The organism is Kribbella sp. NPDC055071, from assembly GCF_053608045.1.
On record NZ_JBSGUS010000002.1, the window covers coordinates 90284 to 108684 of the forward strand.

General features: G+C 68.1%; 16 protein-coding genes. 14 read left to right on the forward strand and 2 right to left on the reverse strand.

Going from position 1 to position 18401, the window contains the following annotated elements:
* Positions 1-10 precede the first annotated feature (10 nt).
* Positions 11-751 carry a GntR family transcriptional regulator gene (locus ACWF4Z_RS03780; RefSeq protein ID WP_452241395.1) on the reverse strand — a complete coding sequence of 247 codons (741 nt, stop codon included), beginning with the start codon at positions 749-751 and terminating at the stop codon, positions 11-13.
* 152 nt (positions 752-903) lie between these two features.
* Between ACWF4Z_RS03780 and ACWF4Z_RS03785 the strand changes: the two genes are divergently transcribed.
* The 13 genes from ACWF4Z_RS03785 to ACWF4Z_RS03845 all read left to right on the forward strand — a co-directional run bounded on the left by ACWF4Z_RS03785 (position 904) and on the right by ACWF4Z_RS03845 (position 16736).
* Positions 904-1899: a Gfo/Idh/MocA family protein gene (locus ACWF4Z_RS03785; protein WP_452241396.1), complete on the forward strand. Its 996-nt coding sequence runs from the start codon at positions 904-906 to the stop codon at positions 1897-1899.
* Entirely contained in the window at positions 1899-2807 is a 909-nt protein-coding gene (locus tag ACWF4Z_RS03790; RefSeq protein WP_452241397.1) for a sugar phosphate isomerase/epimerase family protein, read from the forward strand. Before ACWF4Z_RS03785 ends, ACWF4Z_RS03790 begins: the two co-directional genes overlap by 1 nt.
* Positions 2807-3778 (forward strand): 5-dehydro-2-deoxygluconokinase, encoded by a 972-nt coding sequence (iolC, locus tag ACWF4Z_RS03795; RefSeq protein WP_452241398.1) that lies wholly within the window; start codon positions 2807-2809, stop codon positions 3776-3778. Before ACWF4Z_RS03790 ends, iolC begins: the two co-directional genes overlap by 1 nt.
* A 1277-nt stretch (positions 3779-5055) precedes the next feature.
* Positions 5056-5931 carry a Cgl0159 family (beta/alpha)8-fold protein gene (locus tag ACWF4Z_RS03800; RefSeq protein ID WP_452241932.1) on the forward strand — a complete coding sequence of 292 codons (876 nt, stop codon included), beginning with the start codon at positions 5056-5058 and terminating at the stop codon, positions 5929-5931.
* Positions 5928-6884, forward strand: coding sequence for a 5-deoxy-glucuronate isomerase (iolB, locus tag ACWF4Z_RS03805; protein WP_452241399.1), 957 nt, complete (start codon positions 5928-5930; stop codon positions 6882-6884). The genes ACWF4Z_RS03800 and iolB overlap by 4 nt, the downstream gene beginning before the upstream one ends.
* Positions 6881-8803, forward strand: a complete 1923-nt coding sequence (gene iolD, locus ACWF4Z_RS03810) for a 3D-(3,5/4)-trihydroxycyclohexane-1,2-dione acylhydrolase (decyclizing) (RefSeq protein WP_452241400.1) — start codon at positions 6881-6883, stop codon at positions 8801-8803. Before iolB ends, iolD begins: the two co-directional genes overlap by 4 nt.
* Positions 8796-9689 (forward strand): TIM barrel protein, encoded by an 894-nt coding sequence (locus ACWF4Z_RS03815; RefSeq protein WP_452241401.1) that lies wholly within the window; start codon positions 8796-8798, stop codon positions 9687-9689. The genes iolD and ACWF4Z_RS03815 overlap by 8 nt, the downstream gene beginning before the upstream one ends.
* 65 nt (positions 9690-9754) lie before the next feature.
* A complete protein-coding gene (locus tag ACWF4Z_RS03820; protein WP_452241402.1) occupies positions 9755-10750 on the forward strand; it encodes a sugar ABC transporter substrate-binding protein in 996 nt (331 codons plus the stop codon).
* An 8-nt stretch (positions 10751-10758) separates the two neighbouring features.
* Complete coding sequence (locus tag ACWF4Z_RS03825; RefSeq protein WP_452241403.1) at positions 10759-11805, forward strand: ABC transporter permease; 1047 nt, start codon at positions 10759-10761, stop codon at positions 11803-11805.
* Entirely contained in the window at positions 11802-12677 is an 876-nt protein-coding gene (locus tag ACWF4Z_RS03830) for an ATP-binding cassette domain-containing protein (protein WP_452241404.1), read from the forward strand. Before ACWF4Z_RS03825 ends, ACWF4Z_RS03830 begins: the two co-directional genes overlap by 4 nt.
* A complete protein-coding gene (locus tag ACWF4Z_RS03835) occupies positions 12674-13699 on the forward strand; it encodes a Gfo/Idh/MocA family protein (protein ID WP_452241405.1) in 1026 nt (341 codons plus the stop codon). The genes ACWF4Z_RS03830 and ACWF4Z_RS03835 overlap by 4 nt, the downstream gene beginning before the upstream one ends.
* Positions 13696-15198, forward strand: coding sequence for a CoA-acylating methylmalonate-semialdehyde dehydrogenase (locus ACWF4Z_RS03840; RefSeq protein WP_452241406.1), 1503 nt, complete (start codon positions 13696-13698; stop codon positions 15196-15198). The genes ACWF4Z_RS03835 and ACWF4Z_RS03840 overlap by 4 nt, the downstream gene beginning before the upstream one ends.
* Before the next feature lie 386 nt (positions 15199-15584).
* The gene (locus tag ACWF4Z_RS03845; protein WP_452241407.1) at positions 15585-16736 is read left to right on the forward strand and encodes a hypothetical protein; all 1152 of its coding nucleotides are present in this window, start codon (positions 15585-15587) and stop codon (positions 16734-16736) included.
* On the opposite strand, the gene ACWF4Z_RS03850 is transcribed toward ACWF4Z_RS03845, so the two are convergent.
* Positions 16722-17624 (reverse strand): LysR family transcriptional regulator, encoded by a 903-nt coding sequence (locus tag ACWF4Z_RS03850; protein WP_452241408.1) that lies wholly within the window; start codon positions 17622-17624, stop codon positions 16722-16724. The two genes, ACWF4Z_RS03845 and ACWF4Z_RS03850, sit on opposite strands and share 15 nt — an antisense overlap.
* Before the next feature lie 76 nt (positions 17625-17700).
* Here ACWF4Z_RS03850 and ACWF4Z_RS03855 point away from each other — a divergent pair, with 76 nt between their 5' ends.
* Positions 17701-18396, forward strand: coding sequence for a CTP synthase C-terminal region-related (seleno)protein (locus ACWF4Z_RS03855; protein ID WP_452241409.1), 696 nt, complete (start codon positions 17701-17703; stop codon positions 18394-18396).
* Positions 18397-18401: the final 5 nt, after the last annotated feature.

Consider the following 18401-nt stretch of genomic DNA (forward strand, 5'->3'; position numbering starts at 1 on the left):
TCAAATTTTCCTAGCGTTCGGAGACGATGACGTCTACTGAGTACTGGTCGGCTCGGTAGCAGTGGTTGCCGTATTCGACGGGGGAGCCGTCGGCGGCGTAGGCGGAGCGGGTCATCGTGACGAGGGGCTCGGCTTTGGACATGTGGAGGGTGCGGCGCTCGTCGGCGGTCGCGTTGCGGGCGCCGATCCGCTGACGGGCGACCGTGGGCCGGATCCCACGCGCCCGGAGAACGGCGTACAGGCCCTTGCCGGTCAGGTCCTCGAGGGTCAGGTCGTTGAGTGCCGGAGGCAACCAATTGCGCATGATCGCGAGCGGTTGATCATCGGCGTACCGGAGCCGGACGATCGAGACCAGCGGTGTGCCGAGCGGGAGCTCGAGGACAGTGGCTGCTCGGTCGTCCTGGGCGGCGGGATCGAGCGACAGCACCTCGGTGCGCGGTGTCCGCCCTTCGCGTTCGAGATCGTCGTACAGGCTGGTCAGCTCGGCCTTGCGGTGCACCATCTGGTTCGCCACGGTGGTGCCGATGCCGCGTCGTCTGATCAGCAGGCCCTGATTCACCAGCTCGGAGATCGCTCGCCGGACCGTCGGCCGGGACAGGTTCAGCCGGTCGGACATACCGATCTCGTTCTCGAACGGGTCGCCGGGCCGCAGCGTGCCGTCCGTGATGGCAGCCGTCAGCTGCTCGGCCAGCTGGTGGTACAGCGGCACCGGACTCGACCGATCCAGCTCGATCGGCAATGCGGCGATCATGGCCGGATGTTACAACAGCCAGGTATGTATGTCTCGACGTGCGAATGTGTTAACAAACTATTGACACCTCCCGAGCGGCCGGGAAAGCTGACGACGAACCAGCGCGCCGCCCGGGCCGTGGCGCGCCCGTACACGAGGAGAGGGCAGCGCCGATGCGGATCGGGTTGGTCGGGGTCGGGCGGATCGGGGCGTTCCACGCCGCGACGCTGAACGGGTTGCCGGCGGTGGATCAGGTGGTCGTCGCGGATGCGGACCCGGGCCGGGCCGAGGTGGTCGCGAAGGATCTCGGGGTCGAGTTCGCTCCCGACGTACCGGCTCTGCTCGCCGCCGGCCTGGACGGCTTCGTCATCGCCGCCGCCACCGCCGCGCACGCCGACCTGATCGCGGCCGGGGTCGCCGCCGGCACTCCGACGTTCTGCGAGAAGCCGGTCGCACTCGACCTGGCCGAGACCGAGCGGGTCGTTGGGCTGGTCGAGTCATCGACCGTGCCGGTGCACATCGGCTTCCAGCGCCGCTTCGACGCCGGCTACCAGGCTGCGCGGGCCAGCGTCGCAGCGGGGGAGCTCGGCTTCGTCCACCACATCCGCGCCAACACGAACGACGCATTCCCGCCGCACCGCTCCTACATCCCGCAGAGTGGCGGGTTCTTCCGCGACTGCAGCGTGCACGACTTCGACATCATCCGGTACGTAACCGGTCGTGAGGTCGTCAGCGCCTACGCCTCCGGAGCGAACCGCGGCGAGGCGTACTTCGGTGAGTACGGCGATGTGGACTCGGCGGCCGCTCTGCTCACGCTGGACGACGGGACGTTCGCCGTGGTGAGCGGAACGCGCTACAACGGCGCGGGTCACGACGTACGGATGGAGTTGCACGGCAGCCTCGGTTCCGTTGCCGTCGGCCTTGATTCGCACACCGCACTGCGTTCAGCCGAGCCGGGCGCCACCTTCCCGGACGGGAAGCCGCACATGACGTTCATGGACCGCTTCCAGCCCGCGTACGTGGCCGAGCTCACCGCGTTCACCGAGGTTGTCGGGGGCACCCGCGAGGTACCGTGCACGGTCCGGGACGCGCTGGCCGCCTTCCGCATCGCCGACGCCTGTGAGCTGTCCCGGCGCGAGAACCGCGTCGTCACCCTAGGAGCACTGTGATGACTGATGTGGCAGGCCGGATCGCCGGGGCACCGATCTCCTGGGGTGTCAGCGAGGTCCCCGGATGGGGTTGGCAGTACGACGTCAAAACCGTCCTGGCCGAGATGCGCGCCGTGGGGCTCGCGGCAACCGAGTTCGGGCCGGACGGGTTCCTTCCGGATGACCCGGCCGAGAAGGCCAAGACCCTGGCGGACGTGGGCCTGCGTGCTGTCGGTGGGTTCGTCCCCGTCGTACTGCACTCGGCTGACGACCCCATGCCTTCAGTTGCTCGAGCACTCGAGGGTTTCGTCGCAGCTGGCGCCGGGACGCTGGTCCTCGCCGCCGCGACCGGTCAAGAGGGGTACGACGACCGCCCGGTGCTGGACTCCACCGGCTGGAACACGTTGCTGTCCAACCTGGACAAGCTGTCCGCCCTGGCCGCCTCACACGGTGTGCTCGCCACAATCCATCCGCACGTCGGCACCATGGTCGAGAACGCCGACGACCTCGAGCGGGTCCTCCAAGGCTCGTCCATCGGTCTCACCCTTGACACAGGCCACCTCCTGATCGGCGGCGTCGATCCGGTCGAGCTGGCCGTCAAGCACACTGAACGGGTGCGACACACACACCTGAAGGACGTCGACGCCGCGTGGGCAGCCCGGGTCCAGGCGGGCGAGGTCACGTACACGGACGCCGTACGGCAGGGTATGTACCGCCCACTCGGTGCCGGCGACATCGACATCGCCACGATCGTCGGCACGCTGGAGAAGGCCGGGTACGACGGCTGGTACGTCCTCGAGCAGGACACGATCCTGGTGGACCGCCCGACCGGCGAGGGGCCGGTGGCCGACGTACGCGCGAGCATCCAGCACCTCCGCGAGATCACAGGCATCACTGGCAGCACTGGCATCACGGACGAGGTGGTTTGATGGCGGACGACGTACTGACGATCGGGCGGATCGGGGTCGACCTGTATCCACTGCAGGTCGGTACGCACCTGGAGGATGTCACGTCGTTCGGGAAGTTCCTCGGTGGGAGCGCGACGAACGTTGCGGTCGCGGCGGCCCGGCATGGGCGCAAGTCGGCGGTGATCAGCCGCACCGGCAACGATCCGTTCGGTACGTTCATCCACCACAGCCTGCTCGAGCTCGGCGTCGACGACCGTTTCGTCACCCCGGTCGAGGGGCTGCCGACGCCGATCACGTTCTGCGAGATCTTCCCGCCGGACAACTTTCCGCTGTACTTCTACCGCTTCCCGAAGGCGCCCGACCTCGTCATCAACCCCTCCGAACTCGACCTCGACGCGATCCGGGACGCCCGCATCTACTGGTCGACGGTGACCGGCCTGTCCGCCGAACCCTCGCGTACGGCGCACTTCACCGCCTGGGCGGCCCGTGGACGTCAGGGCAGTGCTCCGGCGGGGGCGATCACAGTCCTGGACCTCGACTACCGGCCGATGTTCTGGGCGGATCCGAGTGAGGCGCACGAGCAGGTCAGCCGCGCGCTCGAGTACTGCACCGTTGCTGTCGGCAACCGTGAGGAGTGCGAGGTCGCGGTCGGCGAGACGGACCCGGACAAGGCGGCGCAGGCGCTCCTCGACCGCGGCCTCGAGCTCGCGGTCGTCAAGCAAGGCCCACGCGGCACCCTCGCCCGGACCCGCGACGAACGCGTCGAGGTACCACCGTTCCCGGTCGAGGTAGTGAACGGCCTGGGCGCGGGCGACGGCTTCGGCGGCGCACTCTGTCACGGCCTCCTCGCCGGCTGGCCGCTGGAGAAGATCATCCGCTTCGCCAACACCGCAGGCGCCATCGTCGCCTCGCGCCTCGAATGCTCCACCGCCATGCCCACCACCCAAGAAGTCCTCACCCACATGGGCGACGAAACAGGTGACGAAGCATGACCCCCTCCACGCCGGACCCAGACGCCCGCCGCCCCATCCCCATCCGCAACCCCACCTCCGACGAAGACCCAACCGTCATAGCAACCACCAACGACCCCACCGACGCCCCGGACCCAACCCACCCCGTCGCCCCAGCCCTCCCCACCCACAATCACGCCCCCACCACCCCCAACGACCCCACCGTCACCACCCGCCGCCCAGCGGCCGTGGATCCCAACGACCCCACCGTCGTGGCCCGCCGCCCATCACCGGCAGACCTCAACGAACCAACGATCGTGGCCCGTCGCCCGTCGTCGGTGGATCCGAACGACCCAACCGTCGTGGCGCGTGGTCCGGCAACTGCCGGTGCCAACGACCCAGCTGTCGCCCAGCACCGAGCCCCCGCCGGCCCGAACGACCCCGCCGTCGTAGCCCGCCGCCCCGCACCGCTGGACTCCAACGACCCCACCGTCGCCCACCAGACGCCGTCGACCGCCAACGACCCCACCGTCGCCCACGGGACGCCGTCGAGCGCCGACGACCCGACCGTCGCGCACCGGCCGTCACCCGCCTACGCCGACGAGACCACCGTGGTCGCCTACCCGCCGGCACCCCACCCCGACGACCAAATCCATTCGTCGCCCACCGAAATCCAGCAAGCACCCACCGACGCGCCCGCATCCCCCGACGGCCAAACCACGGTCATCGCCAACCTCGACCTACCCACCGACCAACGCCCCACACAAGCACCCACCCCCGAGACCAACCGGCAGTCGGCGGGAGTTTCACCCGGGCCGGACGACCAGACCAGCCAGCGGTCGACGGCGGTCGCGAGTAGTCCCGCGCACCAACCCAGCGGCCACCTCGGATCCTCCACCGCGCTCGGCGGCCCACCCCTCGGCGGACACCTGACCGCACCCGAACCCTCCCCGTCCCACCAACCCACCTGGCAGTCCGAGCCAACACCCCCCGCCACCCAGCCGGGCTGGCAGAGCGCATCATCCTCCGCACCCACCGGCCAGCCCACCACCCCCGAGCCGTCCAGCGCGCAGCTGCCCACCCCCGAGCCGTCCAGCGCACACCTCCCCACCCCAGTGGGTGGAGTGTCTAGTGGGCATTTGAGTGTGACTGTGCCTGTGCCGCTGCCTGCAACGGCGGCTTCGGCGGGGCAGGTGGCGTCTTGGCAGTCTGAGCTGAGTCCGCCTGCGGCCGACCAAACCGGACCGCAGGTCTCGTCGCTGGGACACGCGGCGACCATCGGTCAGACAGGCCTGGTGGCGCAGGGGTACGGCGCTCGGTTGTCGGAGTTGACCGAGATTCGGGTACGGCATCCCGAGCGTGTTGCCGAAGCCTGGGAGCGGCGCCGGACCCGCGCCCTGGTCGGCGAGGACGGTCGCCTGCTGATCGTGGCCGCGGACCACCCGGCCCGCGGCGCACTCGGCGTACGCGACAACAGCCAAGCGATGGCCAGCCGTCCCGGCTTGATCGAGCGCCTGGTCACCGCCCTCGACCGCCCGGGCGTCGACGGTGTCCTCGCGACCCCCGACGTACTCGAAGACCTGCTCCTGCTCGACGCCCTCGAAGGCAAGGTCGTCATCGGCTCGATGAACCGCGGCGGGCTCCAAGGCTCGTCGTTCGAGCTCGACGACCGCTTCACCGCGTACGGGTCGGCCGCCGACATCGCGTCCCGCCGCCTGGACGGCGGCAAGATGCTGACCCGCATCGACCTCGACGATCCCGGCACGGTCGCCACCCTCGAAGCCAGCGCCAGGGCCGTCACCGAGCTCGCCGAACACAAACTCATGGCGATGGTCGAACCCTTCTGGTCCACCCGCCGCGACGGCCGCGTCACCAACGTCCTCGACGCCGACTCGGTGATCAAGTCGGTCAACATCGCCGCCGGCCTCGGAGCCACCAGCGCCTACACCTGGCTGAAGCTCCCCGTCGTCGACGACCTCGCGCGAGTCATGGATTCCACCACCCTCCCGACCCTCCTGCTCGGCGGCGACCCGACCGTCGCCCCCGAGGAGACCTACGCCTCCTGGGGTAAGGCGCTCGCCCTCCCCGCAGTACGCGGCCTGGTGGTCGGCCGGGCCCTGCTCTTCCCGCCCGACGGCAACGTCTCGTACGCCGTCGACCAAGCCGCAGCCCTAGTACACGGAGAGACAGCATGACCGAGTGGTTCAGGCCGGCCGGATCCATTGCCCACCACGGCTTCGAGGTTTCGGTGGTCCCGGGAGAGAACGACTGGGAGCACACGGGCTTGTACGTACGGACCCTGCGCCCGGGCCAGTCCGTGGAGATCGACACCAAGGACTGCGAGTACCTCGTCCTGCCACTCAGCGGGTCAGCCGAAGTCATCGTCGACGGCGAGGCCCTCCCACTGGGCGGCCGCGCCGACGTCTTCGCCGGACCCACCGACTTCGCGTACGTCCCGCGCAACACCATCGTCGCTGTCACCAGCGCCGGCGGCGCGCGCATCGCATTCCCGCACGCGAAGGCAGCCAGCGACTATCCGTTCCGCCGGATCGCGGTCGAGCAGGTCGAGACCGAACTCCGTGGTGCCGGCGTCGCCTCCCGTCAGGTCCGCAACTTCGGTACGCCGTCGGTCCTCGAGGCCGACTCGATCATCGCCTGCGAGGTTCTCACCCCGTCAGGGAACTGGTCGTCGTACCCGCCGCACAAGCACGACGAGCACAAGCCTGGTAAGGAAAGCGTGCTCGAGGAGATCTACTACTTCGAGCTACAGCTCTCCGACGCGGCCCCTGTAAGTGTCAAGGGCAACGACCCGATCGGTTACCAGCGGATCTACGGCACCGAGGATCGCCCCATCGATGTCCTCGCGGAAGTTCGCACTGGGGATGTGGTCCTGGTACCTCACGGTTGGCATGGTCCTGCGATGGCGCCTCCTGGCTATGACATGTACTACCTGAACGTGATGGCCGGCCCCGGCACCGAGCGCCAGTGGCTCATCACCGACGACCCCCAGCACGCCTGGGTCCGCGAACTGTGGGAGACCCAGCACATCGACCCGCGCCTGCCCTTCGAAACCTTCGAGGCCGCCGAGGTCGACGACACAGCTGACGTGGACGGTGCGAACGAGGAGCTTCCCGGAGGAGAGCGATGACGGTGCGTCTGACGGTCGCGCAGGCGCTGGTGCGATTCCTGAGCGTCCAGTACTCGGAGCGTGATGGAGTCCGGCAACGGTTGTTCGCCGGGTGCCTGGGCATCTTCGGGCACGGCAACGTAGCCGGGGTCGGCCAGGCCTTGCTACAGGCCGAGCTCGAGGACCCGCAGGCGTTGCCGTACATCCTGGCCCGCAACGAGCAGGCCATGGTGCACACCGCCTCCGCCTTCGCCCGCACCCGCGACCGGCTCCAGACCTACGCCTGCACGGCAAGCGTCGGCCCGGGCTCGACCAACATGGTGACCGGCGCGGCCCTCGCCACGGTCAACCGGCTGCCTGTTCTCATCCTCCCTTCGGATGTGTTCGCAACCCGGGTAGCGACGCCCGTGCTGCAGGAGTTGGAGAGTTTCGGCGCCGGCGACGTCTCCGTCAACGACGCGTTCCGCCCGGTATCGAAGTACTTCGACCGCATCTGGCGCCCCGAACAACTACCCTCGGCACTGCTCAACGCCATGCGCGTGCTGACCGATCCGGTCGAGACCGGCGCGGTGACACTCGCCCTGCCGCAGGACGTCCAGGCCGAGGCCTACGACTGGCCGGAGGAGCTCTTCGCCGAGCGCACCTGGTACGTCGCGCGCCCGTTGCCCGAGGCATCAATTGTCGACAAGGCGGTAGATCTCCTACGGTCCGCGCGCCGGCCCCTGATCGTCGCCGGTGGCGGCGTGCACTACTCCGGCGCCGAAGAAGCCCTCCGTGAGTTCGCCGAGCGAACCGGTGTACCGGTGGCGGAAACTCAAGCGGGCAAGGGATCCCTGCGCTTCGATCATCCGCAGTCGGTGGGCGCGGTCGGCTCGACCGGGACCACGGCAGCCAACGCACTGGCTCGGGACGCCGATCTCGTGATCGGGATCGGGACGCGCTACGGCGACTTCACGACGGCCTCCCGGTCTGCCTTCCAGAACCCGGACGTGCGGTTCGTGAACATCAATGTGGCGCGCTTCGACGGTGGCAAACATGCCGGCCTTCCTCTCGTCGCAGATGCGCGGGAAGCCCTTGTTTCGTTGGGATCCGCGCTCGGTGACTGGTCTGTGGAGGTCAAGTACACAGCCACGGCCACGGAACTCGCAAGGAACTGGGACGGCATTGTTCATGCAACTTACAACCCCTCGCCCGAGGTGACCGCGAATCTCGCCGAAGGCCTGCTGACACAGGGCGAAGTCATCGGTGCCGTCAATGAATTGTCGGCGGCGTCTGATGTGGTGGTGTGTGCGGCCGGCTCGATGCCGGGTGACCTCCACAAACTGTGGCGGACGCGCGACCCGAAGGGATACCACGTCGAATATGGCTACTCCTGTATGGGATACGAGATCGCCGGCGGCATCGGCGTACGCCTCGGGGCCCCGGATCGCGACGTGTTCGTCATGGTCGGCGACGGGTCGTACCTGATGATGTCGACCGAGCTCGTCACCGCGGTCCAGGAGAACGTCAAGATCATCGTCGTCCTGGTGCAGAACCACGGCTTCGCCTCGATCGGCGCGCTGTCGGAGTCGCTCGGTTCGCAACGCTTCGGGACGGCGTACCGGCGGCGTAGCGGTGACGGGCGGCTCGACGGCGACTACCTGCCCGTCGACCTCGCGGCGAACGTTCGCAGTCTTGGCGTCGAGGTGATCGAGGTGCACGACCGACCCGAGCTGGAGAAGGCGATCGGTACGGCGAAGGCCGCGACCGGACCGATCGCGATCCACGTCACCACCGACCCGCTGATCGGTGGCCCGGACAGCGAGTCGTGGTGGGATGTTCCCGTCAGCGAGGTGTCCGAGCTGCAGTCCACCCGGGCCGCGTCGGCGCAGTACGAAGAGAGCAAGAAGACCCAGCATTCCTACCTGGCTCCGGCCGAGAGAGGCGGCCGAGATGGCTAAGGTCAACGTCGGCACGGCGCCTGACTCCTGGGGTGTCTGGTACGCCGATGATCCGCGCCAGACCCCGTGGAGCCGTTTCCTCGACGAAGCCCAGGCCGCCGGCTACACGCGGATCGAGCTCGGCCCCTACGGCTACCTGCCGACGGATCCCGTCCAACTGAAGGACGAGCTCGACCGCCGCGGTCTGACGATGACCGCCGGCACCACCTTCGAGCAGCTGCACCGGCCGGACGGTTGGGAGTCGACCTGGCGGGACGTCGCGGCGACGGCTGAGCTGACGGCGGCCATGGGCGCCAAGCATCTCGTCGTCATGCCGTCGATGTGGCGCGGCGACAACGGTGAGGTCATCGAGGACCGGCTCGACCACGAAGGCCAAGCCAGACACGGCGCACAGGTCACCGAGCTCGGCCGGCGACTCGCCGAGGAGTTCGGGCTGCGGACGCAATACCACCCGCACGCCGACGGTCATGTGGACACGCAGGACACCGTCGAGCGCCTCCTCGAAGAAACCGACCCCGACTTCGTGAACCTGTGCCTCGACACGGGCCACATCAGCTACTGCGGCGGCGACAACCTCGAGCTCATCCGCAAGTATCCGGACCGCATCGGCTACGTCCACCTGAAACAGGTGGACCCGAAGATCCTCGCCGAGGTGGAGGCCGAGGGAGTCAGCCTCGACGAGGCGGTACGACGCGGCGTGATGTGCGAGCCGCCGAACGGCATCCCCGACCTCCCGCCGGTTCTCGACGCGCTCAAGGCACTGGACGTCGACGTGTTCGCGATCGTCGAGCAGGACATGTTCCCGTGCCCACCCGAGGTGCCGTTCCCGATCGCCGAACGCACCTTGGCCTATCTGAGATCCCACGGGGGTGGCGAATCGGGATGACGGCCAGCAGAGTGTGAACTCTCTGGTCCAACGCAACTCCGCACTGTGAAAGGCTGGTTGTAGTCATGATTCGGTGGCAGAAGAAGGCAGTGGCTGCGGGCGCGGCGTTCGCGCTCGCCGTGGCGCTGGCCGCGTGCAGTTCCTCTGGGGGCAAGCAGGAGGAGCAAGGCTCGAGCAGTAACGGTGGGAATGTCGCCGACACCCCGCGGATGAAGGTCGCGCTGATCACCCACTCGGGTGCCGGCGACACCTTCTGGGACATCGTCCGGCGCGGTGCCGAGGCGGCCGCGAAGAAGGACAACATCGATCTGCAGTACTCCGCGGACCCCGACGGCGCCGCCCAGGCGAACCTGGTGCAGACCGCGATCGACTCCAAGGTCGACGGCATCGCGGTCACGCTGAACAAGCCTGACGCGGTCATCCCGAACGTCAAGAAGGCGATCGCGGCCGGGATCCCGGTGACAGTGCTGAACGGCGGCCTCGATTCCTGGAAGGACACCGGCGCCATCGGCTACTTCGGCCAGGACGAGCGGATCGCCGGCCAGGCGACGGGTGAGAAGCTCAAGGAGCTCGGCGCCAAGAACGTCATCTGCGTGATCCACGAGCAGGGCAACGTCAGCCTCGAGGCGCGGTGCCAGGGCATCAAGGACAAGCTGCCCACGACCCAGAACGTCAACGTCAACGGCACCGATCAGCCGGGGACCCAGGCGACGCTCACCTCGAAGCTGCAACAGGACAAGAACGCCGACTACGTGGTCGCGCTGAACGCCGGCATCGCTCTGACCGCGGTCCAAGCGGCCAAGGACGCCGGCTCGTCGGCCAAGATCGGCAGCTTCGACATGAGCAAGGAGATGGCGAAGGCGGTCCAGGACGGCACAGTGCAGTTCGCGGTCGACCAGCAGCCGTATCTGCAGGGATACCTGGCGATCGACGCGATCTGGCTGTACAAGACCAACGGCGACACCATCGGCGGTGGTGAGGCGACGCTGACCGGGCCCGCGTTCATCGACAAGTCGAACATCGGCGCGGTCTCCAAGTACGCCGAGGCCGGGACGCGCTGAGGTCCGCCATGGCATCCACCATCACCTCACCGGCAGCGGCGGACGACCGCGTCTCCGCCCGATCCCTCGGCGCCCGGCTACTCAGCCGGCCCGAGATCGGATCGCTGGTCGGCGCCGCGGTCATCCTCGTGTTCTTCCTGGTCGCGGCGCCGCCGTTCCGCGACATCGACAACACCGGCACGATCCTCTATCAGGCGGCGCTGATCGGGGTGATGGCGGTGCCGGTCTCGCTGCTGATGGTCGGTGGCGAGTTCGACCTGTCGGCGGGCGTCGCGGTGACCACGTCCGGCCTGACGGCGGGTATCTTCGCCTACCAGCTCAGCGTGAACGTGTGGATCGGCGTGCTGGTCGCGCTGGTGTTCTCGCTGGCGATCGGCGCGTTCAACGGCTGGCTGCTGATGCGGACCGGACTGCCCAGCTTCCTGGTGACGCTGGGCACCTTCTTCATCCTGCAGGGCCTGAACATCGCGGTCACCCGGTTGACCTCGGGCGCGGTCGCGTCGAACTCGATCAGCGACATGGACGGGTTCAAGGCTGCCAAGGCGGTGTTCGCGTCGGAGTTCAAGCTGGGCAGCATCACGATCAAGATCATCGTGGTGTGGTGGATCGTGTTCGTCGCGATCGCTGCCTGGGTGCTGCTGAAGACGAAGATCGGGAACTGGATCTTCGCCGTCGGCGGGGACGCGGACGCCGCCCGGGCGGTCGGCGTACCGGTGAAGAAGGTCAAGATCGGGCTGTTCATGGCGGTCGGATTCTTCGCCTGGTTCGCCGGGATGCAGTTGCTCTTCAACTCCAACGGAGTCGTGCAGTCCGGTGAAGGGGTCGGTAAGGAGTTCCTCTACATCATCGCGGCGGTGGTCGGCGGTTGCCTGCTCACCGGCGGCTACGGGTCGGTCGTCGGCGGCGCGATCGGCGCGCTGATCTTCGGCATGGTCCAGCTCGGCGTCGTGTACGCCGGCTGGAATCCGGACTGGTTCAAGGCCTTCCTCGGCATAATGTTGCTGCTGGCAACGATTGTCAACCTCGTCGTGAAGAACCAGGCGGAGGCACGATGACCACCACGAACAGTTTCGCGTCCGAGGCGGCCACCAGCCCGACCACGCCGATCGTCACGCTCGAGGACATCGGCAAGAGCTACGGCAACATCCAGGCGCTCCGGGGTGTGTCGCTGTCGGTCCGGCAGGGCGAGATCACCTGCGTGCTCGGCGACAACGGCGCGGGCAAGTCGACGCTGATCAAGATCATCGCCGGACTACACGACTACACGTCCGGCCGGATGTCGGTGAACGGCGAGGAGCGGCACTTCTCCTCGCCCCGCGAATCCCTGGACAGCGGGATCGCGACCGTCTACCAGGACCTCGCGCTGGCGCCACTGATGTCGGTCTGGCGGAACTTCTTCCTGGGCAACGAGCTCACCAGAGGTCCGTTCGGCCAGCTGGACTCGGCGGCGATGAAACGGATCGCGAACGAGGAGCTGACCAAGATGGGGATCTCGATCCCCGACCTCGAGCAGCCCGTCGGCACGCTGTCCGGCGGTCAGCGGCAGTGCGTCGCGATCGCGCGGGCGATCCACTTCGGTGCGAAGGTGCTGATCCTGGACGAGCCCACCGCGGCGCTCGGCGTGAACCAATCGGGCATCGTCCTCAAATACGTCGTGAAAGCGCGCGACGCGGGGATCGGCGTCATCTTCATCACCCACAACCCCCACCACGCGTACCTGGTCGGCAACCACTTCGTCGTGCTGAAACTCGGCCAGGTCGCACTGGACGTGCATCGGGCCGACATCACGCTGGAGCAGCTGACCACCGAGATGGCCGGCGGTTCCGAGCTCGAGGCGTTGAGTCACGAGCTCCGGGATGCGAATCCCAGTGCCGTGGTCGAACCGGGGCGTCCGGTGGACACAGTGCAGACGAAGGAGGGGCAATGACGGACCTTCGGATCGGCATCGTCGGCGTGGGCGCGATGGGAGCCGACCATGCGGAGCGGGTCGCGCACCAAACCGCGGGCGCACGGCTCGTCGCGGTGTCTGACCCCGATGTGGCCAGGGCCGAGACGCTCGCCGAACGCCTCTCGGCTCGGGTGATCGGGGATCCCATCGACCTGATCGCGGCGGACGACGTCGACGCGGTGATCCTCGCGTCACCCGGTTTCGCCCATGCGGACCAGTTGTTCGCCTGCCTGGAGCACGGGAAGCCGGTGCTGTGCGAGAAGCCGCTGACCATGGACGCGGCCTCCGCGCTGCAGGTGGTCGAGGCCGAGTACAAGGCCGGCCAGTCGCTGATCCAGGTGGGATTCATGCGGCGATTCGACCCCGAGTACGCCGCTGCCAAGGAGCTACTCGACTCGGGTGAGCTGGGCCGGACGCTCCTGCTCCACCACGTCCATCGCAACAAGTCGGCCCCGTCGACGTTCCGTAGCGAGATGATTGTGCGGGACTCGATGGTGCACGAGGTCGATGTCACCCGGTGGCTCTTCGATGACGAGATCACCCGGATCACCGTCCACGCCCCGAAGCCGAGCAGTCTGGTCGGCGACGGCGTACTCGATCCGCAGCTTGCTGTCTTCGAGCTCGCGAACGGGGCTATGGCCGATGTGGAGGTGTTCGTCAACTTCCAGGTCGGGTACGAGGTCCGCTGCGAGGCCGTCGCCGAGCGGGGCAGCGCGACCATCGGTCTCGGCTCGGGCGTGCTGACCCGCGCCGCCGGACAGTCGGGCCGCCCGCTGCCGGCCGACTTCCGGGTGCGCTTCGCGCGTGCCTACGACATCGAGGTGCAGCGCTGGGTCCAGGCCGCCGGTCGCGGCGGGATCGACGGCCCGAGCGCCTGGGACGGCTACGCGGCGGCGGCCGTCTGCGAAGCCGGCATCGAGTCACTCAGCACCGGCCGTCCCGTCGACGTCGACCTGGCCGATCGCCGGAAGATCCTCCCGTCCAGTAAGGAAGCATTGTGAGCACTGACATCAAGCGCATCACCCATCTCGTCGGCGGCGGCTCCTGGACCGGCGTGGCAGAACGCACCAGCAAGGTGTACAACCCCGCGACGGGCGAGGTCACCGGCGAGCTCGACCTCGCCTCGGCCGCCACCGTCGACGAGGTCGTCAAGGTGGCTCACGAGGCATCCCGCGCCTGGGCGAAGACATCGCTGACCAAGCGGGCGCAGGTGCTGTTCGCGTTCCGCGAGCTGGTGAACCAGCGCAAGGACAAGATCGCCGCGCTGATCACCGCCGAGCACGGCAAGGTGCTGTCCGACGCGCTCGGCGAGGTCACCCGCGGTCTGGAGGTGATCGAGTTCGCGTGTGGCATCCCGCACCTGCTCAAGGGCGGGTACAGCGAGGGCGTGTCGACCAACGTGGATGTGTACTCGATCCGCCAGCCGCTCGGTGTCAGCGCGGTCATCTCGCCGTTCAACTTCCCGGCGATGGTGCCGATGTGGTTCGTGCCGATTGCCGTTGCCTGCGGCAACAGTGTCGTGATCAAGCCGTCGGAGAAGGACCCGTCCGCGGCGAATGCGATGGCGGAGCTCTGGAAGGAAGCCGGCCTGCCCGACGGTGTCGTCAACGTCGTGCACGGCGACAAGGAAGCGGTCGATCGGCTGCTCGAGCACCCGGACATCAAGTCGGTCTCGTTCGTCGGCTCGACCCCGATCGCCAAGTATGTCTACGAGAACGGCACGAAGAACGGCAAGCGCGTTCAGGCGCTCGGCGGCGCGAAGAATCACATGATCGTGCTGCCCGACGCAGACCTGGATCTGGCCGCCGACGCCGCGGTGAACGCCGGCTTCGGCTCGGCCGGCGAGCGTTGCATGGCCATCTCCGCGCTGGTCGCGGTCGAGCCGGTCGCCGACGAGCTGATCGGCAAGATCAAGGACCGGATGGCGAAGCTGAAAACCGGCGACGGTACGCGCGGCTGCGACATGGGCCCGCTGGTCACCGGCGAGCACCGCGACAAGGTCGCCGGGTACGTTGCCGCCGGCGTGGCCGCCGGTGCGGACCTGGTCGTCGACGGTCGCGACGGCGACTTCGACGGCGCGGCCGACGGGTTCTGGCTCGGACCGACGCTGTTCGACAAGGTGTCACCGCAGATGTCGATCTACACCGACGAGATCTTCGGCCCAGTGCTGTCCGTCATCCGGCAACCGTCGTACGACGCTGCCCTCGCGCTCGTGAACTCGAACCCGTACGGCAACGGCACGGCGATCTTCACCAACGACGGTGGCGCTGCCCGGCGCTTCCAGAACGAGGTCGAGGTCGGCATGGTCGGCATCAACGTTCCGATCCCGGTGCCGATGGCGTACTACTCGTTCGGTGGCTGGAAGAACTCGCTCTTCGGTGACACGCACGCGCACGGGATGGAGGGCGTCCACTTCTTCACCCGCGGCAAGGTCGTCACGTCCCGCTGGTTGGACCCGAGCCACGGCGGCATCAACCTGGGCTTCCCCACCCACGACTGATCGGGTGTAGCGTCCAAGGCAACCCCCGGGGCACGAGGAGTACCGCGGCGTACGGCAGGCCGCTGGCCTGTGCGATGTCAGCGATCCTCAAGCCCCGGGAGTTTGTCATGGCCAAGAACAAGGGCGGACGCGAAGTCCGCAAGCCCAAGCAACCCAAACAGCCGAAAGGCACCTCGACCGACAGTCCGATCATCCCGCCCACCAAGCAGGGCCGGAAGTAGGCCGTTGACCGCCGGCGCGGACGTTGGGTAGCGTCGGGTCGGCGTGGTGAGGACGCGTCGAGACTCGCCGGAAGGCTGGAAGCCACCTCACGTTCCGACTGGGTTGAGCGCGGTTCGTGACGCTCTCTTGTAGCCCGTGCGAGTCCGGGCACGAGAGGACGCGTTATGAGACTCCTGCCGGATCGCCCCAGCATCGACTACCTGCGCAAAGAGGCCAAGGACCTGCTGGCCGTACTGCGCGAATCCACCGCCGACGCATCGCTCGCCGAAGCGCAGCGAGCGTTGGCCGCCGAGTACGGCGAGCGGGACTGGCCTGCCCTGAAGGCTGAGGTCGAGCGGCGGATCGCGGACACGCCGACCGCGCCGGAGGGACTGGCCGAGGAGCTGGCCGAAGTCTTCGGGCTGGGCGCCGTGAGCGATGCCGCGCGGCCGGTCTCGTTCACGCCCATGGGCCGAAGCTGGACGATCACGACCGAACGCGGTCGCTGGCTCGCGGTGACGGTCTACGACTGGATCACCGACGAACAGGCGGAGATCGGAGCTCGGCTTCGTGAGGCCGCGGTCGAGGCCGGGGTCGCGGCGCCGATTGCGGTGCGGAGTTCGCAGGGCCGGCTGATCGAGACCGTGCGGGACGAGAGCTGGCGAGTGCATCAGCGGATCGAGGTGCGGTCGTCGCCGGTGCTGCCGGTTCCGACGGCGTTGGCTCGCCGCGTCGGTACGACGTTCGGGACCCTGCACGGATTGGCGATCCCGAGTGGTGCACCCATCAACCCCTATCTCACCGCGCGCCGTACGGCGGCCCAGTGGACCAAGCTGCGCAACGAGGCCGATGCCGCCGGCAAGCCGTGGACCGCACGGCTCGACGCCGCGCTTCCGGGCATCCTGGAGCTGTACACGATCGAGGCCGAGGTCCCGTCGGGCCAGCTCGTCCTCTGTGTCAGCAACCTCATCCCGGAGCATGTACGGCTGGGCCATCGAGGCGAAGTTATCGTGACTGAGTGGGATTTCGCCGGATCGCTCACGCCCGAGATCGAGATCTGTTCCGCGCTGACGCAGTGGTTCTCGCGGCCGTCGATCAACCGCAAAGGGCTCGCCGCGTTCCGCGAGGGCTATGCCGAGGTCCGGGAGTGGCCGAAGCCCGACGTGTCGTCGTTCGGCCTGGCGGTGACCGGCTGGCTGAACTGGGCCTTCAACATGATGTGTGAAGCGCTCAACGTGGACGATCCTGAGCGTGCGGTCTTCGCAGAGCGGGAGGCTCTCGGCGTCCTCGAGTATCCGATGACGCGTGCCGGGCTCGAGGAGCTACTCGAGGTCTGACTGCGGGTCATTCGAGAGTACGGCGGCGAGTGTGGCGGCAGCTGGCTCGGCTAGGTGGCCGTGGAGGAGCTCGATCCTGTGGACGAGGCGGGGGCTGGTGAGCGGGACGGTCGACGTGTCCGGTGTATGCGCTGTCGAGGCTGGGAGGACGACCAGGCCGTGGCCGGAGGCAACTAAAGCCAGGAGGGTGTGGAGGTCGGTTCCGGTGTAGGTGAGCGCCGGGCGGAGGGCGTCGGATTCGGTGGCGCCGCGCAGGGTGGCGAGGGGCGCGGCGACGTCGGGGGCGTCGATCCAGCGAGCGTCGACGAGGTCGTGGAGGCTAATGCGGTGCCGACCGGCCAGTGGATGGTCGGACGGTAGCGCGACCACCAGCTCCCCATGCGAGATCGCGGTGGTCTTGATCGATCCGAGGTCGGGCAGGCGGAGCGGATCGCTCGGTGCGGCGACGCCGTCGACCAGACCCAGATCGAACTCGCCGGCCGTGGCCCCTCGGGCCACCGCGTCGCGGCCGCAGATTGTCAGCGTGACCTCGGTGCCTTGGCGGGAGCGCCGTGCGTCCCTCAACAGATGAGCAAGTTGTACGCCGGCCGCGGCCAAGGGGGAGGCGGCGACGGTCAGGCTGCCTGACGGGGCGGTGATCGTGCGGCGGAGGTCGGCGCGGGCCGCTTCGAGGCGGAGGAGGATCGGGGCGGCGTGTTCGAGGAGGCGTTCGCCGGAGGGGGTCGGGACCACGGGACGGCGGCGAAGGAGCGGCGTACCGAGGTCGTTTTCGAGGGCGGCGATGTGCTGCGAGACAGCCGATTGGGTGTAGCCGAGGCGGTCAGCGGCCGCGGAGAACGAGCCGCAGTCCGCGACTGCGACAAAGGTCCGCAGCAGGTGTGGATCCACGCGGATCAGTATCGCTTATGGGAAGTCCAGAGATCATCGTTGGCGCTGATGTGACTCCAGCGGCCAGGATCGGAGTATGAACGCTTACTCAGGACGCATCGCGCTGGTTGGTGACCGCTCGCCCCACGTCCGCTCGCATCAACGGATACCGGGCCTGCTGGATCGGCTGAGGGATCGCGACGGCTTGGACCTCGACGTGTACTGGGTCGGGACCGGGGAGGTCGACGAGACGCTGAAGGGTTTCGACGGGATCTGGCTGCTGCCGGGCAGCCCGTACGCCGACGAGGACGGCGGGATCGAAGCGGTCCGGATCGCGCGGGAGAACGGGATTGCGTTCCTCGGCACCTGTGCCGGGTTCCAGCACGCGATGCTCGAGTACGCCCGCAATGTCTGTGGCGCCGTTGATGTGCAGAACGGCGAGACCAATCCGGCGGCCGACGACCTGCTGATCGTGCCGCTGGCGTGCTCACTCGATGGTCACGAGGGCCCGATCCAGGTCACCCCTGGCACCCGTGCGGCCGAGCTTCTCGGCGTCGAGCGGTCGCTGGAGCGGTACCACTGCTCGTACGGCCTGGACAGCAGCCGCATGGGCTTCCTGGCCGAACACGGCCTGGTCTTCAGCGGCCACGACGACGCCGGCGATCCCCGGATCGCGGAGCTACCCGACCACCCGTTCTACCTGGCCACCCTCTTCCAGCCAGAACTCGCCGGCGACGGCACCCGTCCCCACCCCCTGGTCCAAGCGTTCGCCCGAGCCGCCGCCGGAATATGATTGCC